This is a genomic window from Caballeronia sp. ATUFL_M2_KS44 (assembly GCF_023630965.1).
Taxonomy (GTDB): Bacteria; Pseudomonadota; Gammaproteobacteria; order Burkholderiales; family Burkholderiaceae; genus Caballeronia; species Caballeronia concitans.
This window is the reverse complement of sequence record NZ_JALQEA010000028.1, coordinates 122,461-135,394: the sequence shown is the minus strand read 5'-3', so window position 1 is coordinate 135,394 and position 12,934 is coordinate 122,461. Positions and strand designations below refer to the sequence as shown.

At 63.1% G+C, this 12,934-nt stretch carries 11 protein-coding genes; 4 read left to right on the top strand and 7 right to left on the bottom strand.

Going from position 1 to position 12,934, the window contains the following annotated elements:
* The first annotated feature begins 1 nt into the window (after position 1).
* The 4 genes from NCR39_RS13245 to NCR39_RS13230 all read left to right on the top strand — a co-directional run bounded on the left by NCR39_RS13245 (position 2) and on the right by NCR39_RS13230 (position 4,190).
* Positions 2 to 1,033: an ABC transporter ATP-binding protein gene (locus NCR39_RS13245; RefSeq protein ID WP_250452577.1), complete on the top strand. Its 1,032-nt coding sequence runs from the start codon at positions 2 to 4 to the stop codon at positions 1,031 to 1,033.
* Positions 1,030 to 2,034 (top strand): peptide ABC transporter ATP-binding protein, encoded by a 1,005-nt coding sequence (locus NCR39_RS13240; RefSeq protein WP_250452576.1) that lies wholly within the window; start codon positions 1,030 to 1,032, stop codon positions 2,032 to 2,034. Before NCR39_RS13245 ends, NCR39_RS13240 begins: the two co-directional genes overlap by 4 nt.
* On the top strand, positions 2,027 to 3,148 hold the full coding sequence (locus NCR39_RS13235) for a TraB/GumN family protein (RefSeq protein WP_250452782.1): 1,122 nt from the start codon (positions 2,027 to 2,029) through the stop codon (positions 3,146 to 3,148). Before NCR39_RS13240 ends, NCR39_RS13235 begins: the two co-directional genes overlap by 8 nt.
* A gap of 64 nt (positions 3,149 to 3,212) precedes the next feature.
* On the top strand, positions 3,213 to 4,190 hold the full coding sequence (locus tag NCR39_RS13230; protein ID WP_250452575.1) for a cellulase family glycosylhydrolase: 978 nt from the start codon (positions 3,213 to 3,215) through the stop codon (positions 4,188 to 4,190).
* Here NCR39_RS13230 and NCR39_RS13225 read toward each other — a convergent pair.
* The 7 genes from NCR39_RS13225 to NCR39_RS13195 all read right to left on the bottom strand — a co-directional run bounded on the left by NCR39_RS13225 (position 4,157) and on the right by NCR39_RS13195 (position 12,921).
* Complete coding sequence (locus NCR39_RS13225) at positions 4,157 to 5,233, bottom strand: hypothetical protein (RefSeq protein WP_250452574.1); 1,077 nt, start codon at positions 5,231 to 5,233, stop codon at positions 4,157 to 4,159. The genes NCR39_RS13230 and NCR39_RS13225 overlap by 34 nt on opposite strands.
* A gap of 2 nt (positions 5,234 to 5,235) precedes the next feature.
* Complete coding sequence (locus NCR39_RS13220; RefSeq protein ID WP_250452573.1) at positions 5,236 to 6,480, bottom strand: lipopolysaccharide biosynthesis protein; 1,245 nt, start codon at positions 6,478 to 6,480, stop codon at positions 5,236 to 5,238.
* Between the two features lie 9 nt (positions 6,481 to 6,489).
* Complete coding sequence (locus NCR39_RS13215) at positions 6,490 to 7,710, bottom strand: polysaccharide pyruvyl transferase family protein (RefSeq protein ID WP_250452572.1); 1,221 nt, start codon at positions 7,708 to 7,710, stop codon at positions 6,490 to 6,492.
* The gene (locus tag NCR39_RS13210; protein WP_250452571.1) at positions 7,707 to 8,921 is read right to left on the bottom strand and encodes a glycosyltransferase family 4 protein; all 1,215 of its coding nucleotides are present in this window, start codon (positions 8,919 to 8,921) and stop codon (positions 7,707 to 7,709) included. The genes NCR39_RS13215 and NCR39_RS13210 overlap by 4 nt, the downstream gene beginning before the upstream one ends.
* 2 nt (positions 8,922 to 8,923) lie before the next feature.
* On the bottom strand, positions 8,924 to 11,194 hold the full coding sequence (locus tag NCR39_RS13205) for a polysaccharide biosynthesis tyrosine autokinase (RefSeq protein ID WP_250452570.1): 2,271 nt from the start codon (positions 11,192 to 11,194) through the stop codon (positions 8,924 to 8,926).
* Between the two features lie 114 nt (positions 11,195 to 11,308).
* Positions 11,309 to 11,746 carry a low molecular weight protein-tyrosine-phosphatase gene (locus NCR39_RS13200; RefSeq protein WP_250452569.1) on the bottom strand — a complete coding sequence of 146 codons (438 nt, stop codon included), beginning with the start codon at positions 11,744 to 11,746 and terminating at the stop codon, positions 11,309 to 11,311.
* On the bottom strand, positions 11,743 to 12,921 hold the full coding sequence (locus NCR39_RS13195; RefSeq protein WP_502800210.1) for a polysaccharide biosynthesis/export family protein: 1,179 nt from the start codon (positions 12,919 to 12,921) through the stop codon (positions 11,743 to 11,745). The genes NCR39_RS13200 and NCR39_RS13195 overlap by 4 nt, the downstream gene beginning before the upstream one ends.
* Positions 12,922 to 12,934: the final 13 nt, after the last annotated feature.

Genomic DNA, 12,934 nt, shown 5'->3' with positions numbered 1-12,934 from the left:
CATGAACGATTTATTGACTATCCGTAATTTGCAGGTAACGTTCGGCGGCACGCAGGCGGTCGATCGCATCAGCTTGTCGGTGGCGCCGGGCGAAGTGGTCGGCGTCGTCGGCGAATCCGGCTCGGGCAAGAGCGTCACGATGATGGCGCTGATGGGCCTCATCGATCATCCCGGCAAAGTCACCGCCGATCAGGTCACGTTCGACGGCAAGGATCTGCTGAAGGCGTCGGCGCGCGAGCGTCGCAGGATCATCGGCAAAGATATCGCGATGGTGTTTCAGGACGCGCTGACGAGCCTGAACCCGAGCTATACCGTCGGCTATCAGATCAAGGAAGTGCTGAAGCTGCACGAAGGATTGCGCGGCGATGCGCTGCACAAGCGCGCGCTGGAACTGCTCGATCAGGTCGGCATTCCGGATGCGAAAAGCCGCATCGATGCGTTCCCGCATCAGATGTCGGGCGGCATGAACCAGCGCGTGATGATCGCGATGGCGGTGGCGTGCAATCCGAAGCTCCTGATCGCCGACGAGCCGACCACGGCGCTCGACGTCACGATCCAGGCGCAGATCATGGAACTGCTCGTGAAGCTGCAGAAGGAACGCGGCATGGCGCTCGTGCTGATTTCGCACGATCTCGCGGTGGTTTCGGAAGTGGCGCAGCGCGTCGCGGTGATGTACGCGGGCGAGATCATCGAAACGAATCACGTGCCGGCCATTTTCAGCGAGCCGCATCATCCGTACACGGAAGCGCTGCTGGCCGCGATTCCCGAGCATAGCCGTGGCGCGGCGCGTCTCGCGGCGTTGCCGGGCATGGTGCCGGGCCGCGACGACCGGCCGAGCGGCTGTCTCTTCGCGCCGCGCTGCAAGTATGTCGTCGATGATTGCTGGAAAGGCAGGCCGCATCTGTATCAACTCGACTGGAACGATCCGGCCGTGCGCGCGCGTTGCATCAAGCCGCTCAACGTCGCGGACGACGTGAAGCAGGCGGTGCGCGTGGAGCGTGAGGCGCAAATGGTCGGGGAGGGCGCGCGATGAACGCGATACCGAAGGAAATGAAGCAGGACATCGTGCTCGCCGCCGACACGCTCACGAAGCATTACTCCGTGAAGCGCAGCATGTTCACGCAAGGCACGGTGAAGGCGCTGAACGGCGTGTCGTTCGAATTGCAGCGCGGGCGCACGCTCGCGGTCGTCGGCGAATCGGGATGCGGCAAGTCCACGCTCGCGCGTCAGTTGACGATGATCGAGGCGCCCACCTCGGGCCGCTTGCTGATAGAAGGCGAGGACGTGGCGGGCGCGAGCCAGGCGAAGATCGCCGAGTTGCGTCAGCGCGTGCAGATGGTGTTTCAGAACCCGTTTGCATCGCTGAATCCGCGCAAGACGGTGGAGCAGACGCTCGGCGAGCCGCTCGCGATCAACACGAAACTCTCGTCGACGGAGCGCGCGGAACGCATCGCGAAGATGATGCGCACGGTCGGCTTGCGGCCCGAGCACGCGTCGCGTTATCCGCACATGTTCTCGGGCGGTCAGCGTCAGCGCGTGGCCATTGCGCGCGCGATGATTCTGGACCCGCAGATCGTCGTGGCGGACGAGCCGGTGTCGGCGCTCGATGTATCTATTCAGGCGCAGATTCTGAATCTCTTCATGGATCTGCAGCAGGAATTCGGCACGAGCTACGTGTTCATCTCGCACAACTTGTCGGTGGTGGAGCACATTGCCGACGACGTGATGGTGATGTACTTCGGCGGCATTGCCGAACTTGGCGACAAGAAGACGATCTTCGCGAATCCGCGGCATCCGTACACGCGATCGCTGATGTCCGCGACGCCTGCGCTCTTCGAGGAAGACCGGCGCATCAAGATCAAGCTGCAGGGCGAGATGCCGTCGCCGCTGAATCCGCCGTCGGGCTGCACGTTCCATCAGCGTTGCCCGTACGCGATCGAGCGATGCCGCGTGGAAGAGCCGGCGCTGCGTGTCGTCGACGGACGGCAGGTGTCGTGTCATCGCGCCGAGGAGGTCGGTGAAGGCGATGCCTGAATCGCGGGCGGCGCGTCGGGTGATCGACCGGACGCGCCGCTTTGCGTCTCGCGGCATGGCGCTGCTCGCGCGGCGTGCCATTGTCGCGACCTGCGCGATCACGCTGTTGTTCGCGCTATCGACGGCGGCCTTCGCCGTCACCGGATCGCGCAACGCGCCGGGCGGCACGCCGCAGCCCGCAGGCGATGCCAGCGCGACCGACGTGCCTGCGCCGCCCGCCGCGCCTTCGCGCACCGACCGTTCCACCGGCACGACGGCAACGGGCCCCGTGCGCGCGCAGCCGGCGCGCATGCCGTTCTACGTCGCCACGCGCGGCGCGACGACCATCTATCTGCTCGGCACGCTGCACGTGGGCTATGCGACCGACTATCCGCCCGAGCAGCCTTTCCGCAAGCCGATTCTCGCGGCGCTCGATGCATCGCCCATACTCGCGCTCGAAATTTCCCCGGATGAACTGCTGCTGTCGCAAGACGACGTGAACCGCTATGGCATGTGCCGCAGCGAATGTCTGATCGATTATTTGCCGGATTCGATGTGGAAGAAGGTCGAGGCGCGCATGCGGGGCAATCCTGTGGCGCTCAGGAATCTGCGGCATACGCGGCCGTGGCTTGCGTCGATGCTGATTCAGACTTATGACACGCTGAAGGCCGGTTTTCAGAGCGAATACGGCACGGAGGCGCAATTGCAGAACGTGTATTTGCGCGTGCGCGGGAAGATTGTGGGGCTGGAGACGTTGAACGAGCAGATATCGACGTTCACGCATCTCACGTCCGCGCAGCAGCGGGAGATGCTCGCGGAAGATCTCGCGCAGACGTCGGCGGAGAATGTGGCGGATGTGAAGGAGCTGCATCGGCTGTGGCGTATCGGCGATGCGGACGCGCTCAAGGCCTGGGACGATGCGAAGAGCAGCAAGCTCGCGAGGTCGAAGGTGCTGGCGGCGCAGGTGGATAACCGCGTGGTGTATGAGCGGAATCGACGGTTCGTGCAGCGGATGGTGGCGTTGAGCGCGCCCGATAAGCCGATCTTCGTGGCTATCGGGGCGCTGCATCTCGGGGGAGAGAGGGGGGTGCTGGAGTTGTTGAGGAGGAGGGGGTTTGTGGTGGTGGGGGGATAGGTTCTGGAAATTCGATCATCGGCGTATGCTTTCGAAACGCATCAGACGCCAACGACACTGTTCCATGTATTCCTTATCAATTCGCACGCTCGCGTTGATACTCGCTGCGCTTGCATCACCGATGCCGTTCGCCGCTGTAGCAGACTCCACGCCGCAGACGCAGCGTGTCGGCGTGCAAGTCAAGATCGAGACGCTCACGCCGCAGGACGCCGACGCAATCGCGCGCTCAGGCTTTAGCTTCGTGCGTTTCGGCATCTGGACCAACCAACTCGACGATGCGGCCTACAGGCGCCGCGTAGCCTCCGCGTTCGACGTCGCCGCACGTGCGAAGCTGCCCGTGCTGCTGACCATGCGTTCGACCGCTCCTCTCGTCGATGAGGCAACTCGCGATACCGCGCCAATGATCTCCGCAGGCAAGCGGTTCGGTGCACAAGTGACGCAGATTGCGAGGCAGTACGCGTCGCAACTCGTCGGCATCGAGTTGTGGAACGAGCCGGACTTGAGTCGCTATTGGCCGACTGGCGATATCGCGAGAACGTTTCCCGCGTTCATGCAGGGAGTATGCAGCGGTTTGAAGGCAGCATCGCGCACCGTTCCAATCTATGGCTTCGGATTCTCTCGCGCGCCGGTCGGCAATAATTTGCCAAGCCGACTCACCCTGTCAGTGCTGACAACGTCACCGCATTGCATCGATGCGATTTCTTACCACGCATACGGTATGACGCCCCCGGAGATTAGAAATGCCGCTGATGACATTGGCTCGAAGTATGCGATGCCGGCCGTCATCACCGAGTGGGGAGTACCCTCGGACGGCTCAGCCACCAGCAATGCGACATTACAGGCAAGCCGTATCCGTAGCTTTCTTGCTTCGATCCGAAGCCTCGATGCGTCGCTCATCTCCGTCTATGAATGGAAGGACACGGCCAGCGGCCGCACGGCGAGGGAGCGGAGTTTCGGTCTCGTCGATGCAACCGGCGCCGAGAAACCGGCTCTGCGTACGGTACGCGATTACTTCGGCGCCGCGGCCTCGGGCACACCCTGAACGGTGGCGCCGGCTTCGAGTGACGCGTTGTTCCGAAGACTGAACAGGACCATGCAAAACAGGGAGACGCTCGACAGATGGCGAACATAACTTCCGAGATCCGGTTCGAATAGCGTGGAGACCATCATGTGCGCCATGACCAGGCACGCAAGCACGCTGACGCCCGGCCACGTCTCCCTGTTCGCGCGCATCGGACGGGTGGAAAACCACGCTGCGAGGACGAACATTTGCATGACAAGGCCACGAGGGTCCGGCGAAAACAACATCGGAAGGTGCAGCCTCAGCGCCGCGTAGGCGTAATCGATGCAAAACGAAGAAAAACCGTCGGGCGGCCGCAGGTTATAAAAACTCGTGCGTGCGCCGAAAGGCGATTGGTAGACGAGGTAATCGACCGCCATATCGCGTGGATGCAGTAACGCGTAATAGCCGATCGTAGGCAACGCATAGAGGCCGAGCAGGCCGGCTCCGATCATCACGAGGCGCGTCCGGCGTCCTGCTCGCCGATAAATCCACAAACAGCCAGCCAGCGCCACGATCAGCAGGTAATAGGTGCGCACGGATACCGCATAGGACGCGTAGCCGAACAAGACAGCCGCCATCGTGAGCTTTGCGCCACCGCGCCGCAGCGTCCACACGATCAAGAGCGATAGCGCGACGACGAGCGTGTCCTTCGACGCAACGAAGAGATTGAAGAACACGCACGGCGCGCCAAAGACAAGTGCGACGCCGAGCGACCCCACATGTCTCACTCGCTTGAAGATGGCAAGAATGAAACCGACGCCAAGAGCGAGCACAACGACATTGAGCAGCGTCGGCCCGAACATCGCATAGAACTTGCCCACTGCATCGAATGATGAACCGTCGTAAGCGCTCGAGCCGTTCATCTGCGCCTGGATCTTGTCCGAGTCACGGAACAGGAACTCGGGCAGAAACGACTTCCCGGCCATGAACAAGCCGGAGTAACAAAGGGCGGACAGTCCGGCGAGCCACGCAATCAGACCACGGCTAAGCGGCGGGCCGGAGCGCATCAAGGTGTCAAACATGATTAGGAAGCCTGTGCCGGCTCGCGGCTTTGCGCCCACGCGAGGGCGATGAGCACAAGAACGCTGGCGAGTAGATGGGTGAGCGCAATCGAAACCGTGCCGTGACCGGGTATCAGCCATAGCGAAGCGGGGCAAGCCCAAGCCACTGCAGCGAGCATTCCAATCACGATCCTTCCGCGCGCTTTGCGGGCCACGGCTGCGGCCCAGAGCAAATCACCGAGCGACCGCATCACGAATGAAACAACGAGAACGGCGAGCGTGACGAAGCCCGTTGTTGTCACGGCTTCCTTCGCCATTCGAAAAATGATCGGCGACGCGAGCATGATGGCGAGCGCCACGGCCATGCTTATCGCGATCGTACGAGCGAGCAGGATACGGAAGCTCGTATGCCAGTCCGCCGTCGCGGCTTCGACCACGCGCGCCAGTCGCGGCGCTGCAACGACGCCGACCGTCGCGTAGCAAATCGTCTGCACCGCATTGGCTATGGACCATGCGAAGACGTAACGGCCGACATCGTTTGCCGGCAGAAACGCCGACGCGACGAAACGCTCGACGTATTGCAGTCCGGCCAGCACGATGCCTCCGATGTAATAAGGCGCACCCGCAATCCACGTCTCGCGCAGGGAAGAGGCGGCAGGGGTCGCCTGATCGGTCTCGCTCGGGCGTACGGTCGCTGTGCGCTCGATCAACGACCAAGCCCAAAAAATCACGAAGACGTTCGTCAGTGTCCACAGCATGAAGACACTGCTGATCCCTCCCGGCATGTCGCATACGAGGCCGACGATCGCGACCGCCGCCCAACCGCCCGTTCGCAAGAAGAGCATGACCGAACCGGCCCGTGCGCGATGAAGCGAGAAGATGTAGGTGTTGACTTCGAAAGCGTGATGTTCGCTTGCCGCGACCAGCAGGATCATGGCCCAAGACCAAAGCCCGAACGACTGGCCTGCCCACTCGTTGCCTGCCCAAACTGCCGCAAGGCAAGGAATTGCGGCAATGACGTAGGAGCCTGCATAGATACTGCGCAATGCGCGAGCCGTCGCAATGGCAGCTTCAGGCTGCGGCCTGCTCATGCGCCGGTTCAGTTCCGCACTGAAGCCCAAGCCCAACACCTTCGACGCGACGACGGAAACGGCTACGGCGATCCCGTATTCGGCGACGGCCGAGAATCCGACCGTGCGCGCGATCACAATGGTCAATCCGAATTTGGCCGACAGGGAGAGCACACGCAAGAAGAGGCGCAACAGCATCGCGGCTTATCAGTGCGTTTCCGTGAACGGCCGCGCGTGGCTGCCCGATCGATCGCTAACGGATTCGATACCAGCCGTACGCCGCAGCAATTCGACGAGTGACGCACGCTGCGTATCGATGCGTCCGAGCGCGCCTTCGGTTGCGTCCCACAACGAAGGCAGTGCTTGCGACGCGAAGACGTGACTCATCACGGCGGCCGCGTCGAAGTCCGCCGCGTTCGCTACCCATCCCGGTATGCCCAGGTCGTCATACGCGCCGAATCCCTTGCGCTCGTAGCTGAGGTGATACGCGGGAACGCCATGCAGCAGCGTCTCGAGCGCGCCATGAAGGCGTACGGAGACGACTGCGTCGGGCGTGTCGGATTCAAGCAGATGGCGCAGACTCGGGAGGTCCTCGGTGATACCCATTCGACGGTAATAAGCCGCATCGTCGTTGCCTCGCCCGGTGCTCTGCACCGCGAAACTGACGCGGCACTCTCCCTGTGCAAGTCGGATGAGCTCACGCACCGACGCCGCGTAGCGTTCGCGTTGGGCGCGGCTCCAGCTCGGCGCCTCACGTAACACCAGCGCGAGGTGCCTGACGCGTCCTTCCCGTGATGCGGCGCGAGCAAGGACAGCTTCCCGTGCGCGGCCGAATTCGAGAACGGCCAGATCCGGCATCCGAACCGACGTCGCATGTCCCTGAAGAAAGCGTTGCGAGCGATCGTCGCGCACGCATACGGCATCGAAGCTGGAAAGCGCGTGGCGCAATCGGGCCGCGACGCGTGCGGTCAGCGCGGGCGTGCAAGCCGTCGCCGGCCCGATGCTCTGGGGCAGATAGACCGCTGGCTTCCCCGCGTCGCGCGCTGCCCTTGCCTGCACGAGATGGCCGAGTTCGAGCTTCAACGCTTCAACGCCATTGCGCGCACGCAGATACCCGCCGCCCACACCGACGATCATGTCCGCGCTCGCGAGTCGATTGTGCAGAATCGCCGAGGCCGGAGTCGGCAGCCGACATGCCGTGCGCAAGGCCGCCTCAACGCGCCGGGCGCCGGCATCCGCAATGACGGGCGCATGCAGCACATCGTCGTACTCCGGAAAGGACGAAGGATCAGCCGCCACGACAGCGATGCGAACGCGTGGACCGAACGCCTCGCGCAGAAGCGCAGCGGACAAGTCGACGAGCAAGCCGTCGCCAGAATTGCGGCGGCTATAGGCGTGCAACAGCACGATCTGTCGGATGGAACTCATACAGTTTTTCGGTTGATGCATTGCCGGTAGACGGCAAGCGTTTCGTCGACCATGCGATCGGCGGTGAAGTGCGCCGCGGCGCTCAGGCAATTGGCTCTCAGGCGCGCGAGACGCGGCGTGTCGGTCGCCAGACCGATCAGCGCGTCGGCGAATGGACCGGGGTCGTCGCAATTGGGTACAACGACGCCGGTTTCGTGCGCTGTCACGAGCGCGTCGGCGCCTGCGACGCGGGTGGAAACGATCGGCACACCAGCCGCGACTGCTTCGAGATACACGTAGGGAAAGCCTTCATAGCGACTAGGCAATGCCAACGCATCGAACGCCTCGAATAAGCGCCGCGCTTGCGGCACCGCTCCGATCACGCGAATGTTTTCCGGCAACGAATGTGCGTGCGCGCCTGCTGTCGCAGCGAAGTCACCGCTGCCGATGCAGACGAACTGCGCCTCTTCTTTCAGATGCTGACCCACTTCGCGTGCAATGGCGACCAGCCGGTCGACGCCCTTCTGGAACGCGAAGCGTCCCACCAGACCGACGACGAATGCGTCATCGGCCAGACCGAGCCGGCGGCGCGCTTCCTTGCGGTCGAGGGTTTCAAACTCCGGCACGCCATTCCAGACGGTCGCGATTCGTTCGCCTGGAATCTTGAGTACATCGCGAAGATGCCGGGCTTCATCGTCCGAGACCGCGATGAGGCGATGAGTGAGCCAGCGCCCGAATAATTTCTCGATCGCGCCGTACACGCAACGCGCCGAAGGCTTGAGCGTAGGATTGAGCGTATAAACGGCGTGCGGCGTGTAGACCTTCGACCAAGGTCCGGGGCACGCGCGTGCAAGCACGCCGGCTTTGGAACTATGTGCGTGCACGATGTCCGGACGAATGCGTGCGAGCGCCCGCGCAACATGCATGAACGACGCGAGATCGTGCAGGCCGACATTGCGGCGCATCGGCACGCGCGTGACCGACCGGCATAACGACAGGTGCTCCGGCTTGATGCATTGCGCATCGAAACGGTCGGTGTCTTGCGTGGCGATGAGATGAACGTCCACGCCGCGCGCCGCGAGGCCGGGAATCAGGTCCGCGAGATGCACGGCGACGCCGCCACCGGCAGCCTCGACCACCATCGCCACGGTCAGCGAACGGGACGCGGCCGCATTACCAGCGCGGCTGCGCGAACGCCGCTCGCGGTGGGCGTCCTTGAGAGCTACGCGCATATTCATCGCCGTCCCAGCCACGAGCGAAGCCACGAACCAAGCCTTGATGCATTGGCATCGGCAGGTGTTGCGTAGTTGTATGTGCTGTAGCCGTGGCTGCCGTAGGTCGAACGGATCGATCGGGCCGGCACACCGTTGAGCACGACGCCGATCTGTTTCAGCGCAGCGTGATTGAGCCGCTTGGCGGATTCCCTTACTTCGCCGATGCGCGTGACGCCGGCCTGGGCGACGAGCAGCACCGAGTCGGCATGCGAGGCGACTGCGGCTGCATCGTCGACTGCGAGTATCGGCGGGGTGTCGATCAGCACGTAGTCGTACTTGTTCCGGGCAGCATCGATGAGCGCGCCGACGGCTGACGACGCCAGCAACTCAGCAGGGTTCGAAACAAGCGAGCCTGCCGCGACGAAATCAAGGCCCGTCGACTCGGCGCGGTGCACCGTGGATGCGAAGTCCGCTCTGCCCGCGATGGCGTCGGCCCATCCCGTGCCTTGCCCGATGCCAAAGTAAGGACGAAGCGAACTGCGGCGCAAGTCGCTGTCGATCAACAAAACGCGCTGGCCCATCGACGCGAGCACGAGCGCCAGATTCGCGGTCACGAAAGATTTGCCCGCTCCCGGCGCGGCGCCGCTCACGATGATGACTTTGCTCGGCGTTCCGGCCAGCCGCATTCGCAACGCGGTCCGCAGACTGCGCAGCGCCTCTATCGCAGGGTCGTCCGGCGCTTCGCTGGCAAGAAGGCTAACTTGCCGCGCTTCACTGCGCATCGCTTGCTTCTGCACCAACTTCTGTTTCGCAGAAAACGGCACTGCAGTCAGGACCGGCATCCCGACGCGTCGTTCGATCTCTTCGGCGGAATTGACGCCGCCACGCAGGAACTCGCGCGCGAAGGCATAGGCAATCCCGAGGAGCAGGCCTCCCAAAGCCGCAGCGATGATGACGATGCAGCGATTCGGCCAGGTCGGTACATCGAGCACGGCTGGCGTATCGACGACGCGCACGCTGCCGACTTTGCCCGCTTTCACCAATTGCAACTGCTGTACGTTATTCAGCGTGGCGGTGTAGAGATCGGTATTGACCTTCACATCGAGCATCAGCCGGGCGGTTTCCTGTTCCAGGTCCGGCAGGCGACGCAACGCGACGTCGAACTGCTCCATCTCGGCCTGCAGCACCGACATCTGCTTGTCCGTAGCCACGACTTCGGGATGCATGGCCGTATAGCGAGTCATCAGTTCTGCGCGCCTTTGCTGAAGCTGCACGAGTTGCGCTTTCACTTCGACTTGCCGCTGCAGTCCGGTCGTCGTCTGTACCGGCAGGTCAACCACACCGCGCTTGATACGCAGCGCGGTCAAACGGTCTTGCGCATCCTCGAGCTTGCGGCGCAGTACAGGCAATTGAACATCGAGGAAGGCGAGAGACTGCGCGGCATCGGCGTATTTACGTTCTACGTTTTGCTTCAGGTACTGGTCGCCGATATCTCGTAACGTGCGGCCGGTGCGTTCCGGGTCTCGCCCCAGCAAGGTCGCGACGAGCACGCCCGACTGCTTCACCTTTTCCTGTACTTCGAGCCGCTTCTGCAGTAGATCGACGGTCTCGTCGAACCCATGCCGCACGACCGTGAACCGCGTGCCCGGCGATGCATTCATGCGAGCCACGTTGATGACGACCGGTCCATATTGCGTGCTCACCGTGCGTTCGGCGCCAATCTTTCCGTGCACGGGCGCACTCAGGTCGTCACCGCGCAGTTCGTAGCGGCCACCAGGTTCGACGATCAGCGAAAAAGGCTCCTCCTGAAGTTGCTTCGGGACATCCAGGCGCGTCAATTCCGCGCTTTCTTGCCCCCATGCGAACCCGCCGAAGCCGAATACACCCGGCGTATGCGGCATCTCTGTCACCCGCGATACGAAGTCGCCGATGAGCGGAAAGCGTGCTGGGGTGACGTCGATGAAAAGCCGTTGTTTATCGACGGTGCGCGAAAGCACGAGCCGGGACGCAAGAATCTGTGCTTCCGCTGCTGCCGACGACTTCACGTCGAACAACGACGACACATCGCCAAGGAGCGTGCCGGCGGCCGCGCCGTCCGACACATCCTCGATCTGGACGAGGATGTCCGCCTGATACTTCGGCGGCCACAAAAACGCCCATGCGGTTCCGAGCGCTGTGACGACAGCAGCGATCAGGACGATGCGCCACACATGCGTGCGAAGCGTGGAGAGGACGGCGATGACATCGATCTCGAAGGCCTCGGAAGGGTTGTGTCTATCAAGGTGTGACATGACTGGGTTCTTCAGGTGAGGCAAAACGTGGCGGACTGCGACACTCGGTCGAAAGGTTTGGACGCTGGGCGTTGCAATCGTTGGAGTCAGGTGGCGAGTGCCACGGCGGGAACGTCAGCAGTCGGCGCGAAGCCTTTCTGACCACTCGGCGACGCCTGTCTCGATCTGCTTGAGGCACGCTTCGAAGCACGCCCGGCTTTTCCTGAAGGGATCGACGACATCGCCTGCGCCTTCGTGCAGAAGCAGGTACACGCGACCTCGCGCGAACGGATAGCGAGACAGCAGCCAGTCGAGTTGCGCACGCGTCATCGCGAGCACGAGGTCGCTTCCGCGCAACAGTTGAAGGTTGACCGTGCGCGCGATGTGTCCGGTGACATCGATGTCGCGTTCCCGCATAAGGTCGATTGCGATCGGATCTGCCGAATGTCCATCGAGCGCCGCCGTCCCCGCCGACGTCACCTCCAAATGCGGCGATCCCTCCGCGAGCAACGCCGCCGCCAGCGGACTGCGGCACACGTTTCCCTCGCACACCATCAACACGGAGCGGATCATTTCGCGATCACTCCCGCCGTGAGGCCGGTGCTGATCAGCGGCATCAGCAAGCTCAGCACGCGGTTGAAGCGGACGAGCCCGTTGCCGTCGACATACACGATGTCCTTCGGCTGCAACTCGAACTCCTTCGCCACGAGCATCGCCACCGGCGAACGGCTGTCGAGATGGAACACTTCCGGCGTGTTGTCGCGCGAGCGGATGACGAACATCTGCGCCGTATCCGCCGTGTTCGCGTTGACGCTGCCCACTTGCGAGAGCGCATCCGCGAGCGAGAGCTTGCCGTCGCGGCGCGGCACGGCAGAGCCGGGCTTGGTGACTTCGCCCATCACATAGACGTTGTTGTCCTCGCGCGATGCCACGCGCAGCAGGTCGCCCGCTTTCAGATAAAGCTGCGACGGATTCATGCCCTGCGCGAGCATGTGCGCCACATCCATCCGATGCGACACGCCATTGCGCACGAGCACGACATCGCTCTGATCGGCGGTATCGGAAAAGCCGCCCGCGCGCGAGATGGCGTCATAGAAACTGACCGGCACGTCCGTCACGGAGAACGCGCCGGGCGAACGCACTTCGCCATCCACATACACCTGACGCGATCGATACGACGCCATGCGCACCGTCACCTGCGGCTTCACGAAAAATCGCGAGAGCGCGGACGTCAACCGCTCGCCGATCTGCTCGGTGCGCAAACCCGCCACGGCCAACGTGCCCGCGTACGGAAACGTTACTTTCCCGCCTTGATCGACGACGAAGCCCGCCGCCGGATCACCCGGCTTGGACGGCCCTTGCGTCTGCGTCGAACCGACGGCTTCCGCGAACTCCGGGTGATCCCAGACGACGATCTGCAATACATCGCCCGGCCCGACCGTATAGGCCTGCGGCGCGGCGAATAATTGCTGCGTCTGCTCGTCTTGCCGCGCATGGCGCTCGGTGACGAGCCGCTTCACCGTGCCGAGATCCAGCTCGGTGATGGAAATTTCGGGCGTCGCGGCCGTCGCTTCGACATGCGATGCGCCGGTCTGCGCGCCGTCGCCCGCGCCCGGCGTCACTTGCATCCGGAAGCCCGGCGCGGCCGCGCAGGCGCTGAGTAGTCCTACGAGAGCGATGGCCGCGCCGCGTTTGGGGAAGGAAGCGCGCCGCATTGCGTCGCAGGCGCGCTCAATCGAATACTTCATGGATGATCCTGCG

What these genes read in the sequence shown, in the direction of transcription:
- NCR39_RS13200 (WP_250452569.1), bottom strand. Translation starts at nt 11,746, where the DNA reads ATGATCCGCTCCGTGTTGATGGTGTGCGAGGGAAACGTGTGCCGCAGT.
- NCR39_RS13235 (WP_250452782.1), top strand. Translation starts at nt 2,027, where the DNA reads ATGCCTGAATCGCGGGCGGCGCGTCGGGTGATCGACCGGACGCGCCGC.
- NCR39_RS13215 (WP_250452572.1), bottom strand. Translation starts at nt 7,710, where the DNA reads ATGAGTTCCATCCGACAGATCGTGCTGTTGCACGCCTATAGCCGCCGC.
- NCR39_RS13230 (WP_250452575.1), top strand. Translation starts at nt 3,213, where the DNA reads ATGTATTCCTTATCAATTCGCACGCTCGCGTTGATACTCGCTGCGCTT.
- NCR39_RS13195 (WP_502800210.1), bottom strand. Translation starts at nt 12,921, where the DNA reads ATGAAGTATTCGATTGAGCGCGCCTGCGACGCAATGCGGCGCGCTTCC.
- NCR39_RS13225 (WP_250452574.1), bottom strand. Translation starts at nt 5,233, where the DNA reads ATGTTTGACACCTTGATGCGCTCCGGCCCGCCGCTTAGCCGTGGTCTG.
- NCR39_RS13245 (WP_250452577.1), top strand. Translation starts at nt 2, where the DNA reads ATGAACGATTTATTGACTATCCGTAATTTGCAGGTAACGTTCGGCGGC.
- NCR39_RS13205 (WP_250452570.1), bottom strand. Translation starts at nt 11,194, where the DNA reads ATGTCACACCTTGATAGACACAACCCTTCCGAGGCCTTCGAGATCGAT.
- NCR39_RS13240 (WP_250452576.1), top strand. Translation starts at nt 1,030, where the DNA reads ATGAACGCGATACCGAAGGAAATGAAGCAGGACATCGTGCTCGCCGCC.
- NCR39_RS13220 (WP_250452573.1), bottom strand. Translation starts at nt 6,480, where the DNA reads ATGCTGTTGCGCCTCTTCTTGCGTGTGCTCTCCCTGTCGGCCAAATTC.
- NCR39_RS13210 (WP_250452571.1), bottom strand. Translation starts at nt 8,921, where the DNA reads ATGCGCGTAGCTCTCAAGGACGCCCACCGCGAGCGGCGTTCGCGCAGC.